The sequence below is a fragment of the Cupriavidus sp. GW823-FHT07B10 genome (genome assembly GCF_058794355.1).
Map to the genome: position 1 here is coordinate 1 of NZ_JBXAGS010000019.1, position 17,092 is coordinate 17,092.

A 17,092-nucleotide genomic window follows, 5' to 3' on the forward strand; every position below is an offset into this window, starting at 1 on the left:
GGGCTGGATGGGATCCTCAAATCAACGCTTCAGGCAGTCGTCGCGCTGACGTCCGCTCGAGGTATTTCAGCGGCCTGCTAATGACAAAAAAGCTTCGCGGTGTTACGCACGCCTGGCTTTGCAGTCGAATATGGACTTGTCTCGGCGAATCACGATAACGTCCTTTCTGTCGATCGGGATCAAAATGCTCTTCTCACCGTTGGTGGAGTGGTCGAAGATGCGAAGATAGGATGTCGAACCAACACCATGCCATACAGCTCGTCCATCTTGAATTGCCCATTGTTTGGTTCCATCCAGTTCACAGGTTTGTATCGTGATCCCGTATGCTGACGAAAGTCTTTGGATATTGTGATGTACGGACTCTGAAACGACTAAAGCATCGCCAGGGAAGGAACGCAGCCCCATCATTCCCATCGAATAATTTAGAATAGCGGGCTTCGCAGCGTTTGCAGCTAGAAAGAGCGTGGCAACGATTAGCAGCCCGCCCATGCGCCACCCAAGGCGCTTCCCGTTTGGTGGCACCACTGCAAGGGAACAGAGAAGGAGGAAGCCATACATCATAAAGAAGAAAACCGTACCTCTAAGCCGCATATCGCTCGGTCCGTCGATCGTGAATGCGACCAGGCCAAAAAGGGTGAAGCAAAGGAAAGAACCCACCACGTTAAGGAACCCAGGAGTTAGACCGTCGATGAACGTGGCATTCGCTTTTCCTCGCTGCGTCAGAAGGGCGTTTCCTGCCGTGAGGATTGCCCAGACGATCCAATAGGTAGCAATGGCGCCATAGGCGGTACCGATAACGGCTACAAATCCGAAACTTAGAACGCTACAACCAAGAATAAAGGTGTCTCCGAAGGAGAATCCGTCAGGGAGAATGCCTTCAGTAGCACAGTACACGAAGACAATGAGCGCGCCGAAGGTCAGCATAACCTTCAGGCCAAGTGCAAGTATTGATTGCGCACTATCAAGACGATCTTTCTGTAAAAATGACATATATCTGGAGAATTGGACTGTAAGAATCAACGTCTACAAGTGCATTTGTAGGACGTTTCATCTTTACGGAGGTGAGACGAGATCTCTGCATCCCACTTTCCGGTGGGATGCAAGGCCCAGGAAGAGACAAATGGGAGGGGGAAGTGACGGGGGTGCGGCCGGGTCGGCGGCTGACTGCCAGCAACAGACGATCGAACGCGTTTTCGTTCAACGTCTATCCCGCGGCGCGCGGCAAGCTAGTCGTCGCCTCATTTATGCAGCCAACCGCGGCTTTTCCGCACCTGGCTGGCACGGCTATCGCGCGCTCGGAGGTGAGCGTTACCGTGCCGCTTGGCGACCAGCTCACGTGTGACGTGACCAGCGACGTGGATTGCGCTCACGGGCCTAGAAATACAGCGTCCGGGCGGGGGTCGGCGCGCAGGCCCTTAAGCTACTGAGAGGTCTTTAACATAACGCCCGATCTCCGAAAAAGCTATTGGGACTTCGTTGTGGGCAGGGGCAGGTGACCCAGGGCTGGTGTGGGGCCGGCCGCCCCTCAGTCAGCTGTCGCCGAGCGGTTGGCGGGAATGGGGACAAAGTCGAAATGGGCGGCGGCATACAGTGCATTGCACGCCCAGACTTCTTCGCCGTTCTTGTAGAAGGTGACCCACTTGCCGTCGCTGATGCAATTGGCGCCGGGAAACACCTGCGGATTCAACCGGTGGTTGCAACGTATTGATGGAATCGTTCAGCCGGCGTATCGAAGTCTAGGGTCTTACGTGGACGTTCATTGAGCCGTCTCGCTACGGCATTGAGCTTGGTTTGCGAATAGACAGTCAGATCGGTGCCTTTCGGGAAGTATTGTCTCAAGAGGCCATTCGTGTTCTCGTTGGATCCACGTTGCCATGGATTCTGAGGGTCGCAGAAGTAGACCTTGATGTCCGTGGCTACGGTGAAGCGCTTGTGATCGGCCAGCTCTTTGCCACGGTCCCACGTCAGCGATTTGTAAAGCTCCTGAGGCAGTTTTCCGGCGTGCTTGATCAGGGCGTTGATGACCGTCTCAGTATCCTTGCTTGCGACCTTCACCAGCATCACGAAGCGTGTCTGACGTTCGACGAGGGTGGCGATCTGGCTGTTAGCGCTGCCGAACAACAGATCGCCTTCCCAGTGTCCAGGTATCGCGCGATCTTCCACCGTTGGAGGGCGTTCACTAATTGATACGGCGTCACGGATTCGCCCGCGCTCATCGGTCTTCCCTGAATATTGACGCGAGCGACGCATGACCCGAGAGCGCCGTAAGTGTTCAAGCAGTTCCTTCTTTAGCGCACCGCGGGCCTGTATGTAGAGGCTACGATAGATCGTCTCGTGTGACACCTGGTAGTCCTTGTTGACCGCATATGCATGCTTGAGCCAGCCTGCAATCTGCTCTGGGGACCACTGTAGCCGTAGCTTGGCTGCCACTACTTGCGCCAGCGTCCGGTTTCTGACGAGCTTACATGTCTTTGGGCGGCGTGCTCGATCCCAGGCAAGCTTATCCGCCTGGTTCGCACGATAGCCATGACTTCCTCCGTTCCGCCTGAGTTCCCGGCTGATGGTAGACGGAGCGCGCCCTAGCCGGCATGCAATTGAACGGATCGAGAGCCCGGCCACCACGGAGCGAGAGATCTCCTCGCGCTCGGCAAGCGTCAACGCCAGTCCGGAGCGGTGTCGTTGTGCCGGCTGGATACCGCCGGTCTCTGCCAAGATCCCCTGGACTGAGGAGTGCCCCCGATCGAACATTCGGGCGATCTGATGGAGCGTTTCACCTCTGCGCCAACGCTCCCACATTAGTGCCTTCTGAGGCTCGGTGTAGTAGATCCTGCGCCTCTGCTTCATTTGCAACACCTCCGCTGCTCATGCAGTCTCCAGTGTGTTGCATTGACCCGTTGAACCCGCACCTCATCATGGCCATTCGGACCGTCCAGCGGAAAGGGGGCGTGCGGTGTAGCCCAGTAGTGGCCGCGCGGTAGGGGCGCGATCGTCTTTGGCATGCTCGTCAAGCCCGTACCGTGTCACAGAAAGGCCAGATCCATGCCCCGCTACGGTGAAGCGGAGACGGTGTCAATCCAGAAACGGCGTAGCACCGTTTTGTGGCAACTTCGTGTAGTCTGGCCACCAAAATCACCTCCTGCATTCCGGTGCGACTTCCATGACACGATACCTTCAGCTTGTGGTCCGGGCCTTCTGCGTCGGTGGCTTCATCGTGATCGTGGCCATCGTCTTCCGCCAAGTATATCTGCGCAGCGCCCCGGAGGCTGTCGACGCCGGCGCAGACAAGGAACCTGCAACAATGATGTCGATCCGCTGCGAAACGATGCACGAGCGTCTGCTGAAGGAGCGCTGGTCGGCTGCGGAGGCTGACGAGCGGCCACGCGCTCGTTGTCGGGAGTCGTGACCTCGGAGAACGTCTGGGGTAGTCGATCAGGCGGCCAAGCAAAAGAAAGCCCGCAGCGAGGGCGGGCATGACTTCCTTAAGGTCAACCTCGGCAGCCCCTGCGTGACGCAGGCATCAAAGCAACTAACATGGCTGACGTTATCCTTTGCCCTTCGCCACTGTCGCCTGCCGGACCGGCTTTCTCAAGGCTTGACGATAATCCCCGCTGGGGATATATAGTGCAGGGACATGAGGCCGATATTGACGGTTCGATGGCAACTAACAAGGAACTTTACCAGCCCCCTCAGCAAGATTTGCTACGCGAGGCAATGGTACAGCTTGGCATGACACGCGAGGAGTTCGCGTCTCGAATCAGCGTATCCAGGCGGACGCTTGACAAGTGGCTTTTGCCGAGTGAGTCCTCTGACTTTCGTGCCTTGCCTGATATGGGCCGCGCGTACATTCAGGAAATCTTGGCGTGGAACGCGAAACGCACTTGAACATCCCCATTGGGGAGGTACAATAGACGCATGTATCGGAGCATTTGGCATGAAACCATCCCTCGCGCTCTCGTCCCATCGGGAGGCCATTCGCCGTGTAGTAGCTGCGCACCGTGCCTGCAATCCACGCGTCTTCGGCTCGGTCGTTCATGGTGACGATGTTGAAGGCAGCGACCTAGATATTCTGATCGACCCGACTCCAGAAACGACGCTGTTCGACATCGGTGCGATTCGGCACGAGTTGCTTCAACTGCTTGGCGTACCTGTTGATGTACTGACTCCGAAGGCGCTGCCTGAAAAGTTCCGGGCGAGTGTTCTTGCCGAAGCGGTGCCAGTATGAGTCGAGACAAGCAACGTCTGACCGATTATCTGGAGCACATTCTGGTGGCCATCGACCGCATTGCCCGCTACACGGAGGACATGGACGAAGTTGTGTTCCTTGCGAACGAGATGGCACAGGACGCAGTGATCCGCAACATCGAGATCATCGGCGAGGCAAGCCGCAACATAGAGGATCACTATCCGGAGTTTGCGACAGCGCACCCTGACCTGCCTCTGGCGTTTGCCTATCAGATGCGAAACGCGGTCGCGCACGGCTATTTCAAAGTGGATCTGGAAATTGTCTGGAAGACCATCCAGAACGACCTCCCGGGGCTTCACTAGCAGGTGAAAACACTGAGCCAAGATCTTTCGCGAGATGTTGGTCAGCCGGTCGCGCCACGTCCGAAGACGTGAGTGCCTACACAAGAAAAAGAGTGCGATGAAACCGTACAGCATTGACGTGTCATCGACCGGGGATACGGTGTGGGTGACAGCACACGACGGCTCGTGCGTAGGGCGGTTCAGTAAGCGATTTGGGATCGACGTCCATCGGACGGTGGATGAGCAATTGGCCGGCGCAGATCAGTGCTTGCATTGCACACACCAGCCGGCGGGTGAGGCCGAATGGAAGGTGTTTCGCACGGAGCTTCTGCGGCACCACGGGATCGATGTCCCGGCTAATGCAATCAGGTTCTGTGAACGGAAAAGCATGCCAGCACTGACTGTAGGAGATTCGCTTCGGCTCGCGATCAACGTCCTTCGGGACGCAGCAGAATCCCACAGAATGCCATCGGGCATTGAACTCGACGACGTTACCGCGGAGTTGCACGCCGTCGCTGCTGAGACGCTCGAAGCGTCGCTGGCCGAGCTGAACGATCACGAATAGGGAAAGCGAAATGTCTCGAACACAAACGACGATTACACGTACCCGCGCGGCTGGGCCTGACCACCAAGTTGTCACGGTCGAAGGTGGCAATGGGAGCTACCGTCGTCGCCCGTGCGCGAAGTGTCCGTGGAGGATCGACGCGGTGGGCGAGTTCCCTGCTGAGTCATTTCGCCATTCTGCGGAGACGGCTTATGATATGGCGACTCACACGTTTGCTTGCCACGAATCCGGTGCACTGAAGCCCGCCATGTGTGCCGGTTTCCTACTACGTGGTGCGGATCACAATATGTCGGTGCGGCTGAAGATGATCCGAGGCGAGAGTTTCGGAGACGTGGCAGATGGCGGCCACGAGCTACACAAGAACTATCGAGCGATGGCGATTGCAAATGGCGTTGCGCCGGATGATCCGGCCCTAGTCTCGTGCCGTGATTGACGACAGAAAGGAGTAGCCATGTCAGTGCTAACGGTAGCCGATTCCCTTCGACTTGCAGTCAATGTGCTCAGGGACACAGCAGAAATGACGAGGTGGCACAACGAAACTGCGGAGACACCGGAAGTGCCGCTGGCCGACCCGAAGGATCACGGGTAGGAAAAGCCTCGATGAGCAAGCGAGTCTGGAATCTGAAGTACCTGGCTGGCAATCCCGCGATGTTCACCACGGTAAGGAGCGACGCGGACAACCCTCGCACGCGAGCGGTTGCCCTTGTCGATGCAGCAAAGGTTGCACAGAACGGCTGGCGCGTATGGGTTGAGCATGCCGATACCGGTGTGCGAATTCTTGAGAGCGAGGCGGAACAGCCTCACGCCGCCGCCCAGGAAGAGCGCAGTAACCAACGGGAAAGTGCATGAGCATCGCATTGGACGCTGTGAAGGCGGTCTACCGTCGTGCCATCGATGCTAAGGCGAGCGATGGCGAAGGCTCCGCCTGGTGGGCGGATGTATCTGCTGAAGTGACGGCCGTTATTCGTGCGGAGAACACTGTGGCCGCAGCGGCCCTTATTGCCTGGTGGCACAACGATTGGAGTCAGGTGAGCGATACACCTAGAGCGGCCGCAGCCCGCCTCCGACGCGCCGCTCGCGCGCTCGACGTAGCTTGAAGGGAAAAACATGAAAGCGATCCTTACCTACGCCGAGCGAGCCGCGATCCGAGGCTTGGCCTCAGGCGACAAAGCCCAACTGGAGGCAGCCCGGGCCGCATTTGATCGGGCGGCGCGGGAGGGCCATGGCGTCCACACTTGCATCGAGCTTCAGTTTATGGCGGAGGTACTCGCACCGGTTCCTGATCTGCTCCTACGATCGCAGTATCGTGCGGCTGTCCTGAAGCAGTCTCTTTGAGCATATAGCAGAGCTCAATAGACCTGCGGCGCCCTGGCGAAATGCACGAAAACCGGACCTGCTAAGCACGAATGGCGAACGGGCGTGGATCGCGCGCACCCAGCGTAGCGCAGGTCGGGTTCTCCGTGCTCGGCCGCAATCTGTCGAGGAGCGTCCCTAGCCACTGAACGACTTGTCGATATTGGGCAACGTATGAAGGCCTCGTCCAAGAGCAGAGTGGCCAGTAGCGTGTCGCGGTTCATGTTGCGAATAGCGTCAATACTTCCACATCGCAGGATATCTCGGCAGGCCCTGTTGAATCGACATGATACGTGCTTCTATCGTAGGCGGGCACCGTTACGGATGGTGCTACCTGCGGCACGCCACCGAGAGGGGCTTCAGCGCCGTTTTCGTCGTCCGGGCATGATCATCGGAGTTGCGGGCAACGTGCTACCTGAATAGAACTCGGATATCAGACGCTCGCGGTTGATTTCCGCAAATACAAAGCCGTCTATCGGGATGGCATTTGCGATATGTGGCTGTACGATGAGATATCGTGCCCGTACCGCATCGGCGGTCAGAATGTAAGCCCCAAGATGCCGCATTCCCAGCCCCCGCACGGTCCACCGAGGCTTCAAGTGACACACTCGCGCATACTCTTCAGCGTGGGCTCGCGAGATGAACAGCGCCCCAAAGATCTCATCCCCTTGTGTAAAGGAATAGGGTTCTTTCGTCTCTGGATCGTACAACGTCCAGAACGGTTCGCCTTTCACTTCGGGGCCAGGCATCACAACGTTGTCCAAGCGCAAGGCAAGAAGTTGCCCAATGGACGGAAGTTCTTCAACCGACAGCACCTTCAGGCCATTTTGGTTGGCGGATTCAACCGCCCCACTTTGATAGCCGTTGGCTGAGACAACTACGCCGACCACCCCCTGGCAATCGTGCACTTTCATCGCAAACGCTAGAACATCGTCCCTTTCCATCGGGCGGCTGGTGTTCTTACATTCAATCGCAACACGGTGCCGTAGACCAGCAATCTCGAATTCGTAGTACACGTCTATCTGGTAAATGCTCCCCCTTGATCCCCGTAAGCTGACTCCGCGCCCGACGACAGCGTTCTCAAGTTCGAGATCAAGCAAAGTCTGATAGACATTGCGGACATGGTCCTCGAGGCATGGCCCATCTCCTACTTCGGGTCTCGCGGTGCTTTCATTCAGGAGAGCTATGAGACCTGCCATCGAGCGTTGGTTCGTCATATTCGTAAACCCTTTAACTGCCTGCACAACAGGACGGAAGTATGCCACTAGTATCTGCAGACAATCGCTTATACTCCGCGCTTCACTCACAACTATGAATAACCAACATGGTCGCAACAACTAAAACGCCACGGGTAAGTGCAACTGCCAAGGGCAAACCTGCCGCAAAGAAGGTGGCCGTGCCAACGAAAAAGGCCAGCGTGCTTGCCCGTGAGGCAGAGGCAGCGAAGAAGCGCTTGCTGAAGCTGCGCGCCGACACGAAGAAGGCAATTGAAGCGGCTAAGCGCGAGGTTGCCCAGGCCGTGGAAGCCGCAAAGGCCGCGGCCCGCTTTGAAAAGCAAGCCGCAAAGGACAAGCTCGCGACGAAGAAAGCCAAGGCTGCAGGCACCAAGAAGGCGACGGGCAATAAAGCTGCGGCAACGAAAGCGGCTGCGAAAAAGGCCGCGCCCGGTACCAAGGGCAAGGTCGCCGCGAAAGCAGCCCCGAAAGCGGCAGCAGTGAAATCCGTGACGAAGAAACGGGCTTCGGCGAAGAAGGTGGTTACGGTTGTAGCGTCGCCTGAAGCGTCGGCGTAATCCTTGCTTCGGCTGGTAGCGCGATGTCGCCAACCAGCCGATTGATGCAAGATGGGGGCACTGCTGAGGAAAGCTGAGGCCGACAAACTTCGTGCTGACGGCTTCCCCCCTTCCAATTGGGCCTCTAGCTCATGCCTGGTTAGAGCAGCGGACTCATAATCCGTTGGTGCCGTGTTCGACTCACGGGAGGCCCACCATTTACCATCGGCTTACAAAGCTCCTCGGCCTGTCAGGTTGATCATGTTGGCCTGGCACGGCGTGTGTGCAATTTTTTCATCGCAAGTTTGGATCCGCCCGAAGCAGTCGCGGACTGGATTTGGCAGCGACACGTCACGCCGCTATTAAACCTGATGATCGCTATCCGTCTATGCTACATGGGATGCGCAACTGCATTCGCTTCGCGTAACAGGGTGCGTCGCCGTGAAATCCCGGCCGTATGGTGAACGCTTGCGCGTGGCACCATGTGACGCTCTGCGGGATTTCAATCGGGGGAGCGTACCCGTTTCTGCGAGCCACGGGGCAAGAGAATCTGCCGCAGATGTAAGCCATCCATGGACGGGGAAGCTATCTCCATGGCGCCAAGTTTATCGGCTAGGACCAAACCATCCGTTAATACGAACATTCCTCCCATTTGAATCGATGACAAGATCTTGCGCCAACGGCTAAGGGCTAGGGAACACAATCCTTGCGGACTGGCTTAAGAATGCGTATAAGTCAAGCGTCGCTTAAAGATTGGAGACGAAGAGATGGCAACTTATAAAGAACTGATTGAAAAAAAGCAGGCGTTGGAAGCCCAAATCGAAGAGGCACGCGTCACCGAAGTCGCGAGCGTCATCGAACAGATTCGCGGCCTAATGGCCCAGTATGGCCTCTCGCCGGAAGACGTCGCACCGCGGCGCCGTCGGGGCCGACCCGCCGGTTCCGCTTCCGCCCCCGCGGAGAAGGAACCGCTGCCGCCGAAGTATCTGGATCCGAAGACCGGGAAAACGTGGTCGGGAAGAGGCCGGGCGCCTACGTGGCTGGGCAAGCGACCCGAGCGCTTCCTCATCCCGCAGGAATGAGCGATCGCACGCGCGTCCGTCAAGGACGCCGGCGACCCGATCGACCATCCAAAGTAGGCGCAGGGGATGCAGGCTGATGGCGACTTTCCCAGCGTCAACGTGAGCAGGGCGGGGTGGCGCCCGTCACGGACATGGTTGCACTCAGTGACGGCGCCCGCGACGCGGGCAGTCAATGTTGTCCTTGACGCCGGCGTGCAAAAAAAAGCTCTCTACCGGTAGAAGAGAGCCATAGAACGTCCAAGAAGAAATCGGGCAACCGTTGCGAGTTGCCCGCGCTCAGTATCCTCCAGGCCGCCGGGGCAGGCAATTGGCCTGCGCAGCTGTGTCGCGGCGAGGCGCCAGATCCCAAAAAAAAGAACCCGCGCACACCGCGGACGGGGGGCGGGCGGTAGCAGGACGCCCAGCGGTGATGTAAGCACTGATTAACACTGGATTAGACGATGCTTTATGGGGCTTTATGCGCCGTTTCTCGGGTCGGTGCAGCGGGTCGTCGTTTATCCACTCTAGCAGGCGACGCTGACGCCTCCCGCAGAGGGCATACGAATGTCATTTCATAGAACACTTTCAAGCTTGAAAGCCGGGCAAGCGCACCATAGTGCAGCGGCACCAATATATGCTTGATAAGGCGCATATACCGATAGGAGCCAGTATTCTTTTACCTCAAGCATTCGGTCCAGCGCGTTGCGTCGGGAACGCTACCCGTCCAGCCGCAGTCGCCGTATGACGTCCATCCGGCCCGCGTTCTGCTCCACGACGTCCGACGGCGCAGCCCTTGGCGAGCGCGTGGGAAATGTAAGTGCGCCGCAGCCAGTAAGGGCGGCGGCCAGGCCGTCGGCGCATTGCGCGAAGGACGCCTTGGGTTGCTTGGCCAGGGTGCGGGGTGCGATGCCAGCGCCGCCGCATCGGGCGCGCGCCGCACTCCCAACTGGCGCGCTCCGCCAAGTCCTGCGCCTGGCCGGCGCTAGCCTCCGCCGGAAATCCGCAGCTGCGCGGACATCTGACCAGTCCCTCCATCACCGTCGGCGCCATGGGCACGCGGCGGTGCCCACCGAGCACCTCCAGCCACCAGCCCTCGATGCGGGTGCGGGCGCCGGGCCGAGCGAGGTTTTCCTAGGCGAGGTGGTCGGTCGTGGCGGATACCGCTTCGGCCAGCTGGACGCCCGTGTTGTAGAGCAGCGGCAGGGCACATAGCAGGCGCGCGCTGGCTGATGTCGACTGCAGGCAGCGAGCTGTTCCCACACAAACGCCCACTGCGACTCGGTGAGGCCGCGGCCGACGTCAAGCGCGGGCCGGGTTTCGCGCGGGACCGAAAGGGACCATGAATTCGACCGGGCAACCGTTCAGCAAATCGGCAATGCTGTGACCGCGCTGGATGCAGGACTCGCAGATGGATGCAGGACTCGCAGAGCTTCATTAAGCAGCGAAAGCCGCGCTTCGGGCTGGCTATTCGGCGGGATCCATACTGTATTGCCGCAGTGCAGACCGTCAGGTCGAGTAAAATTGTGTGCCGCTCAGCAATCGCTTCATAAATCGCTCCCGCCGTCGATCCAGTATGAATCTATCCACATCACAGGAAAAGCTTGCGAGCTTGGTCCGTGAGCTGTGCAAGTTGCCAACGGAAACCGAATGGCTGGAGTTCAAACGCAATCGCGCGGAACCTGAGCAGATTGGGGAGTATCTATCTGCTTTGTCGAATTCCGCGGCGTTGGCCAACCGTGCGCATGGTTACCTTATCTGGGGTGTCGACGACGTCAGCCATGAAATCGTCGGCACAACCTTTGATCCCAAGGCTACAAAAGTCGGGAATGAAGAGTTGGAGAACTGGCTGCTGCGTCTGCTCAGCCCGAAGATTCTATTTGCATTCGATGCGGTGGAAATGGACGGCAAGCTTGTGGTCATCCTCGAAATCGGTAGGGCGTATCGGCACCCGGTGCAGTTCAAGCACAACGAGTTCATCCGGATTGGCTCGCTGACGAAGAAGCTCAAGGAGTTTCCTGAGAAGGAGCGCGAACTCTGGAGAATCTTTGACGAAACGCCGTTCGAAGCGATGGTTGCTCGCCGGGACCTGGCAGACGAGGAGGTAGTTTCCCTGCTGGACTATCCCGCGTACTTTGACCTGGCGGGGATCCCGCTTCCCGAAAACCGCTCGCAGATCCTTGAACGCCTTGCGGCAGAAAGCCTGATTCGACGCAGTAGCAGTGGCAGTTGGGATATCACTAATCTGGGTGCAGTTCTGTTCGCGAAGCGCCTGGAGGACTTCGGCGGCCTGCGGCGCAAAGCTGTCAGGGTGATTGCATATGAGGGTGTGGATCGGATTTCTACTTTGCGCGAGCAGGTTGGAGCGACAGGCTACGCGGCGGGCTTCGAGGGCTTGATTGGCTATATCAATGCCTTGCTGCCGGCCAACGAGGTTATCGGTAAAGCCATTCGCAAGGATGTGCCAATGTATCCTGAGTTGGCTGTCCGCGAACTCGCGGCCAATGCACTCATCCACCAGGACTTCGCGTTGGGCGGCGCCGGACCGATGATTGAGATCTTCAGAGATCGCATGGAGGTGACCAATCCCGGTAGCCCTCTTATCAATGTCGAGAGATTCCTGGACACGCCCCCTCGGTCCCGGAACGAAGGCCTCGCCTCACTCATGCGTCGCTTCGGCATTTGCGAAGAGCGCGGGAGTGGCGTGGATAAAGTAGTGTCGCTGACGGAGGCGTATCAGTTGCCGGCGCCAGAGTTTGCGATCGTCTCTGACCATACCAGGGCAACCCTGTTCGCCCACAAGGAATTGACGAAGATGGACAAGGCCGACCGCGTGCGGGCCTGCTATCTGCATGCCTGCCTCCGGTATGTCCAGCGTGACTACATGACAAACGCGACGCTTCGGGAGCGTTTCGGCATCACCGTCCAGAACAGTGCGACCGCGTCTCGCCTGATCAAGGAAGCGGTGGAGGCAGGGATGTTACGGCCCCACGATGAAAGCGCTGGCCGCAAGTACATGAAATATGTGCCGTATTGGGCCTAGCTAATTTGATGACTTACTTCGCTGATCCAAGGCCCCCGCGCCATCAACAATAGAAATGCTAATGAATTCAGTAGGTTAGAAGAAGCACTTCTATTTGATGGTCATTTGATATCAACCTGATATGAAGTGCCGTATCAGCATCTTTACAGGAGTGTAGCAGAGGAGACCTCCGCCCATTCTGCGCGCAGGCAGAACTGCGCAGTCGCTTCCCCGCAAACCGCGGGTTCTGGCAGGAGCTGGCCAGGTGCACGCGAGTGACCATCGAACACCCAGAGCAGCATGCAGCAATAAAGCAGGGTTCGCCGACGGAGTTCAAGCCGATTCTTGACGCACACGACCGCGGCCCCAAGTGCCCCATGAATCCCTAGCACGATGGAAGCCCTTTTTAGGAATCAATATTTAACATAATTATTCTTATGCGCAAGTTATCTATACGGCACATGTCTCTCAATGGCTGCAGCTGTGGGCTGGCCTACCTCAGCAGCTAAGACATGTGAATTTAGCCGGTGTTGAATCCTACGGGCGCTGCCTTTCCCGCGCTGTTTGCGTAGCGTCGTCGGCTTCCCGCAGCGAATCGAGAAAATCCCCCGCCAGCGCGAAACAATCGTCAAAGCTCCGGTTGAAGTGGATCCGTTGGATCCTTCTGAACTGCTCGCGCATGATCGGCGGCGCGGCCTCGACCCGGCCCAGGAAGGCGGCCGCATGCCGAAGCAGAAACGGCGCGGCAAGCGCGAGCGCTGTTGGTTCTTCCTCGATCACGACGGCCAGGTCAAAGAGATCCCGTGCGGTGGCCCGGTCGCCACGATGGTAAAGCTTCTTGGCGACGATTTCGGTTGCCGTCTCCACTTTGACTGGCTGCCCCATGATCTCCCAGATCTCGAATGGCGCGTCGGTCAGGTTGGGCGAGGCCACGACGTCGACTTCGCCGGCGTCGAGGACCAGCTTCACGAAATTCCCTTGCTCGACATAGTCGCTCGTGATGCTTTCCGCGGCCTCGCTCAAACGCGGCGTCACAAACCCCAGGTATTGCGGATCCGGTACAAAGAGGTCGATATCACGTGAAAACCGATGGCGGTACCGGAGCATCAGGACCGTCCCTCCCCCAAAAGTCCAGAACGGCTCGATGCCTCCGTGCTTTCTGACCTCCTCCATCAGCGTGAAGGCATGCGGGAACAGGCTTTCCCAGACGTCGCCCTGAAGTTCAACCTTCATGCCCACATGCCTCCGCGTGTGGCCATCAATGACTGCGCGAGTCGTCTGAGGTTCTTCCAAATGTCGGCCGGATTCCGTTGCTGCTTCGCCGCCACCTCGGCCACTACCTTGGTGACGAGTTGCAGCGGCGCCTCATCCAGAACTTGTGCAACTTGGGGCCGATACTCTGGCGGCACCTCGCCGGTAGCCAAGGCGCGCTCGAGATCCCCTGGTGTGAGTTCGCCCGTGTAGCTCACGTTGGCACCTTTCGCAGCCATCCACAGCGCGCGGGCCGGCGCGCCTTTAGCCTGACGACTGGCTTCAGGATCCTGTATGTCCAGCGCAAGTCCGAGTACGTCCATCAGCCGCCCAAGCGAATGGAGCGTTGCGTTGACGGTGCCATGTTCAATGCCGTTGAGCGACTGACGCGACAGCCCGGCCATGTCGGCCAGTTGCTGTTGGGTCAGGCCAAGGGCGATCCGCTTGCGTTGAATTGCGCTGCCCAGAAGTGCGGGGTTCATGCCAATAATCTCCGATACTTTGTCAAGTATAGACGACAAAATAGGACATGCTCCGGCAGTTTGCCACATGGCATATGCCGCACACGGGTTAGTTGAAGCCGACCGCGGGCGCGCCCGCGGTCCTGAAGGGATGAGAGTCTGGATGCCGGAGCACGGCTACGAAAAATGAGCCCAGACGGCGTAGCTTGATTTCCGCCGCGCGCATGCACGCTGGAAACAAAGGCGGTGCTGAACTCCGCCTCCTAACCGATCCAGTCAAAAGGAGCCCCGCATGCTGAAGCTCATTATCGTATCTGATCTGGCGGACGACGATAGGCGTCTCCCGTTCGGCATTGCGAACTGATCCAGGGATGCGATCACCGCTGGTTCGAGGACCGCGCGTCGGCCTGCACGCTGCTGGTCTACGTCGACGACGCCACCAGCCGAATCCGTGGAGCTTCGCTTTGCCCATTCGGAGGCCACGTTCACATACTTCGCCGCGACGCGCGCCTACCTGGAGCGCCACGGCAAGCCAGTGGCGCTCTACAGCGACAAGGCCAGCGTGTTCCGAGTCAACAAAAAAGGGAGCGACCAGCGGTGACGGCCACACCCAGTTTGCCTGAGCCCTGTTCGAGCTGAACATCGAGGGCATTTGCGCCAACAGCAGCCAGGCAAAGGGCCGCGTTGAACGAACTCACTTGACCCTGCAGGACCGGCTGGTCAAGGAGCTACGCCTGCGTGGCATCAGTACGATGGAAGCGGCCAATGCCTTCATGGCGGAGTTCATCGCCGACCACAACGCGCGCTTTGCCAAAGTGCCGCGCAATAACCACAACGCCCATCGGCAGCTGCGACCGGATGAAAACCTGGATCTGATCTTCGCGTCGCGCGAGCCACGTTGCGTATCCAAGAGCCTGACGATCCAGTACGACAAGATGCTCCACCTGCTGATGGACACGCCGGAGCACCGCAAGCTGGCCTGCCGCTACATCGATGTCTATCACTACCCCGGATGGCAGGATCGAGCCGCGGGAGAATGGCGCTGCCCTGCCCTACACCCTGGAAAACGCCGTAACACCTGCAGCGAGCGCAAAAAGAGTCCCTTTAGACACTTAATAACATAAGATACATTAATGTAACTTATATGTTAAATCAAAATTTACGCCGTCATCGTGGCTAAGCGGGTTGACGAAGAGAGCTGGCTTTTTTGGCAGCAAGCCTTCTGCTACCTAGCTTTGCGGCCAACAATAATTTAAGATACATCAGTGTAACTAAACCAGAGAATATGACCTCCTGGGAATTCTACGGACGGATGGGGACGCTTGAGACTCTGGACCGGATTGTCCATGGCCCAAACTGGTTCTTCTGCCGCATCCAAGGCCGACGACGCATTGGCAAGACGACCCTGCTGCGTGAGCTATCCAAGAACGAACCGTCGCTACTCGCCCGGATGGTCTACATGCAGATACCAGATTCAGACGAGCGCGATGTGGCGGCTGGGTTCCGCCGGGCGCTGGAAGACTGCGAATCCGAGATCGCAAATGCACTGGCCCCGCAAGTCACTGACTTCGCGTCGATGGCCGGCGTGATCGGGCATCTATGCCGCCGCGGCCTGATCGTCGTGTTGGACGAATTCCAGTATTTCACGGAGACGAGGCTCTACGCCTTCAACTCATTCCTGCAGGAGCAAGTGGACCGGCTGCGCGACACGCAAGGGGGCGGGCTGTTTGTCCTTGGCTCCCTACAGTCGGAAATGAGCGCGCTCCTCGACGACAAGGGTGCGCCGCTCTTTGGGCGGCTCACAGCGACTATCGATCTGCAGCACTGGGATTTCGAGGACTTGATCGAGGTGTACCGCGCACACGATATCCGCGAACCGCACCATTGGCTCACGCTCTGGGGCTTCTTCGAGGGCGTTCCCAAGTTCTACCGTGATGCGTATGACCAAGGCCTGTTTCAGGTGGACGCCCGGTTTCAGGAAGCCTTGCTCGAGCGGATGTTCCTTCGCGAAGGCAGCCCACTGGCCGAAGAGGCAGACACATCCTTCCTTCGTGAAGTGAAGGGCAGACTGCTCTCAGTCCTAAACTTCCTATCGGAACATCCGGGCTCGAGCCACGGGCAACTGGTCGGCACACTGCTGCGGGATGAAGACGAAGCGTCGTTGAAGGTCACAGTCAAACGCTTGGTCGAGAATTACCATATGGTCGACAAGCGCCACCCGGTGTTCTCGGAGAGCAAGAGCCGCAATTCCCGCTATTACATCACCGACAACTTTCTGCAGGCGTGGCTGTCGGTCGTGAAGCCAGCGCGGGACGCTTCCCGCATGCGCCCGCTATCGAAGGCGATCGATCTGACGCTCCCTCGGCTGCACGGGCACGAGGGATACGCGTTCGAGAAACTGATTCGTCAGTTGCACGTAGAGTGTTCGCGAAAGGGCGTGGGCGATTTCTCGCTGACCTCCATCGAACTGGGCTACTGGAATCGGCCGCGAGATGAACAGAACGCGATCGAGATCGACATCGTCGCACTCGACGAGGACGCGCGGCGTATCCGCTTCGGCTCGTGTAAGCGCAGTGCAAGCAAGCACATCCGGTCCTCGCTTTCTGAATTTGAGCGACACATCGAGCGATTCATGTCGACAAAGGAAGGGCGCCGGGTGAGAGGGTGGACGTTGACCAAGGCGCTGTTCTCGCCAGTCTTTTCTGACGAAGAGGCTCGGACGCTGACGGCCGCCGGCTACCAGTGCCTGGACTTGCCGGCGTACGTCAGGATGCTTACGTCTTCGCGGTCAGAAGCTCGGGCCGGCCCTAGCTTCTGACCGCCCGACAGTGGGTGTTGAAGGAAGCGGTGCGAACGGATCGGGTCGAGCAGCTCCAATAAGGAAAGCCCCTGATTTGTGGAAATTTTTGGGTCGCCCCCTCGCTCATCAACCCAACCAGACCGTCTTCCTGGGGCGGTGAATGCCAGCCAGTCGTCCAAATTGATACAATCGATCGCGATTCGCCAATCGACTATGAGAGGACGATGACAAGGGGGTCCACGCGCGAAAGCGTAATAGCCGCGGCTGACACCTGCCGAGAATGCGGC

The 17,092-nt window shown here is 58.3% G+C and carries 18 protein-coding genes, 1 tRNA gene and 1 pseudogene; 14 read left to right on the forward strand and 6 right to left on the reverse strand.

All coding sequences use genetic code 11. The annotated features are described in order from the left end of the window. Positions 1 to 102 precede the first annotated feature (102 nt). The 3 genes from AC1Q6V_RS28105 to AC1Q6V_RS28115 form a co-directional block, all read right to left on the reverse strand. On the reverse strand, positions 103 to 990 hold the full coding sequence (locus AC1Q6V_RS28105) for a hypothetical protein (RefSeq protein ID WP_492344604.1): 888 nt from the start codon (positions 988 to 990) through the stop codon (positions 103 to 105). A gap of 535 nt (positions 991 to 1,525) precedes the next feature. Then, positions 1,526 to 1,687 (reverse strand): hypothetical protein, encoded by a 162-nt coding sequence (locus tag AC1Q6V_RS28110; protein ID WP_492344603.1) that lies wholly within the window; start codon positions 1,685 to 1,687, stop codon positions 1,526 to 1,528. Then, positions 1,684 to 2,844 (reverse strand): IS30 family transposase, encoded by a 1,161-nt coding sequence (locus AC1Q6V_RS28115; RefSeq protein WP_492344602.1) that lies wholly within the window; start codon positions 2,842 to 2,844, stop codon positions 1,684 to 1,686. Before AC1Q6V_RS28115 ends, AC1Q6V_RS28110 begins: the two co-directional genes overlap by 4 nt. Before the next feature lie 313 nt (positions 2,845 to 3,157). On the opposite strand from AC1Q6V_RS28115, the gene AC1Q6V_RS28120 reads away from it, so the two are divergent. From AC1Q6V_RS28120 to AC1Q6V_RS28155, 8 genes are all read left to right on the forward strand, one after another. Beyond that, positions 3,158 to 3,403 carry a hypothetical protein gene (locus AC1Q6V_RS28120; protein WP_492344601.1) on the forward strand — a complete coding sequence of 82 codons (246 nt, stop codon included), beginning with the start codon at positions 3,158 to 3,160 and terminating at the stop codon, positions 3,401 to 3,403. A gap of 128 nt (positions 3,404 to 3,531) precedes the next feature. After that, on the forward strand, positions 3,532 to 3,882 hold the full coding sequence (locus tag AC1Q6V_RS28125; protein WP_492344600.1) for a helix-turn-helix domain-containing protein: 351 nt from the start codon (positions 3,532 to 3,534) through the stop codon (positions 3,880 to 3,882). A 49-nt stretch (positions 3,883 to 3,931) separates the two neighbouring features. Further along, positions 3,932 to 4,222 carry a nucleotidyltransferase family protein gene (locus AC1Q6V_RS28130; protein WP_492344599.1) on the forward strand — a complete coding sequence of 97 codons (291 nt, stop codon included), beginning with the start codon at positions 3,932 to 3,934 and terminating at the stop codon, positions 4,220 to 4,222. Then, complete coding sequence (locus tag AC1Q6V_RS28135) at positions 4,219 to 4,545, forward strand: HepT-like ribonuclease domain-containing protein (RefSeq protein WP_492344598.1); 327 nt, start codon at positions 4,219 to 4,221, stop codon at positions 4,543 to 4,545. Before AC1Q6V_RS28130 ends, AC1Q6V_RS28135 begins: the two co-directional genes overlap by 4 nt. A gap of 367 nt (positions 4,546 to 4,912) precedes the next feature. Continuing rightward, positions 4,913 to 5,089, forward strand: coding sequence for a hypothetical protein (locus AC1Q6V_RS28140; RefSeq protein ID WP_492344597.1), 177 nt, complete (start codon positions 4,913 to 4,915; stop codon positions 5,087 to 5,089). Positions 5,090 to 5,099: 10 nt separating this feature from the next. Continuing rightward, on the forward strand, positions 5,100 to 5,522 hold the full coding sequence (locus AC1Q6V_RS28145) for a DUF6283 family protein (protein WP_492344596.1): 423 nt from the start codon (positions 5,100 to 5,102) through the stop codon (positions 5,520 to 5,522). A 167-nt stretch (positions 5,523 to 5,689) separates the two neighbouring features. Then, positions 5,690 to 5,938: a hypothetical protein gene (locus AC1Q6V_RS28150; protein ID WP_492344595.1), complete on the forward strand. Its 249-nt coding sequence runs from the start codon at positions 5,690 to 5,692 to the stop codon at positions 5,936 to 5,938. Further along, the gene (locus tag AC1Q6V_RS28155; RefSeq protein WP_492344594.1) at positions 5,935 to 6,186 is read left to right on the forward strand and encodes a hypothetical protein; all 252 of its coding nucleotides are present in this window, start codon (positions 5,935 to 5,937) and stop codon (positions 6,184 to 6,186) included. The genes AC1Q6V_RS28150 and AC1Q6V_RS28155 overlap by 4 nt, the downstream gene beginning before the upstream one ends. Before the next feature lie 615 nt (positions 6,187 to 6,801). Here the strand turns inward: AC1Q6V_RS28155 and AC1Q6V_RS28160 are convergent. After that, entirely contained in the window at positions 6,802 to 7,659 is an 858-nt protein-coding gene (locus AC1Q6V_RS28160; protein WP_492363703.1) for a restriction endonuclease, read from the reverse strand. Positions 7,660 to 7,766: 107 nt separating this feature from the next. Between AC1Q6V_RS28160 and AC1Q6V_RS28165 the strand changes: the two genes are divergently transcribed. The 4 genes from AC1Q6V_RS28165 (at position 7,767) to AC1Q6V_RS28180 (ending at position 12,314) form a co-directional block, all read left to right on the forward strand. Further along, the gene (locus AC1Q6V_RS28165) at positions 7,767 to 8,234 is read left to right on the forward strand and encodes a fumarate hydratase (protein ID WP_492344593.1); all 468 of its coding nucleotides are present in this window, start codon (positions 7,767 to 7,769) and stop codon (positions 8,232 to 8,234) included. 118 nt (positions 8,235 to 8,352) lie between these two features. Further along, positions 8,353 to 8,431 (forward strand) — tRNA-Ile (locus AC1Q6V_RS28170). A 549-nt stretch (positions 8,432 to 8,980) separates the two neighbouring features. Continuing rightward, complete coding sequence (locus AC1Q6V_RS28175) at positions 8,981 to 9,295, forward strand: H-NS histone family protein (RefSeq protein WP_492344592.1); 315 nt, start codon at positions 8,981 to 8,983, stop codon at positions 9,293 to 9,295. 1,552 nt (positions 9,296 to 10,847) lie between these two features. Continuing rightward, entirely contained in the window at positions 10,848 to 12,314 is a 1,467-nt protein-coding gene (locus tag AC1Q6V_RS28180) for an ATP-binding protein (RefSeq protein WP_492344591.1), read from the forward strand. Positions 12,315 to 12,830: 516 nt separating this feature from the next. On the opposite strand, the gene AC1Q6V_RS28185 is transcribed toward AC1Q6V_RS28180, so the two are convergent. Both AC1Q6V_RS28185 and AC1Q6V_RS28190 read right to left on the reverse strand, forming a co-directional pair. Further along, the gene (locus AC1Q6V_RS28185; protein ID WP_492344590.1) at positions 12,831 to 13,526 is read right to left on the reverse strand and encodes a nucleotidyl transferase AbiEii/AbiGii toxin family protein; all 696 of its coding nucleotides are present in this window, start codon (positions 13,524 to 13,526) and stop codon (positions 12,831 to 12,833) included. Next, entirely contained in the window at positions 13,523 to 14,026 is a 504-nt protein-coding gene (locus tag AC1Q6V_RS28190) for a helix-turn-helix domain-containing protein (protein ID WP_492344589.1), read from the reverse strand. Before AC1Q6V_RS28190 ends, AC1Q6V_RS28185 begins: the two co-directional genes overlap by 4 nt. A 336-nt stretch (positions 14,027 to 14,362) precedes the next feature. Here AC1Q6V_RS28190 and AC1Q6V_RS28195 point away from each other — a divergent pair. Continuing rightward, a pseudogene (locus tag AC1Q6V_RS28195) lies at positions 14,363 to 15,064 on the forward strand (ISNCY family transposase); the annotation flags it as partial. A gap of 226 nt (positions 15,065 to 15,290) precedes the next feature. After that, positions 15,291 to 16,823: an ATP-binding protein gene (locus AC1Q6V_RS28200; RefSeq protein WP_492344588.1), complete on the forward strand. Its 1,533-nt coding sequence runs from the start codon at positions 15,291 to 15,293 to the stop codon at positions 16,821 to 16,823. The last annotated feature ends 269 nt before the right edge of the window (positions 16,824 to 17,092 follow it).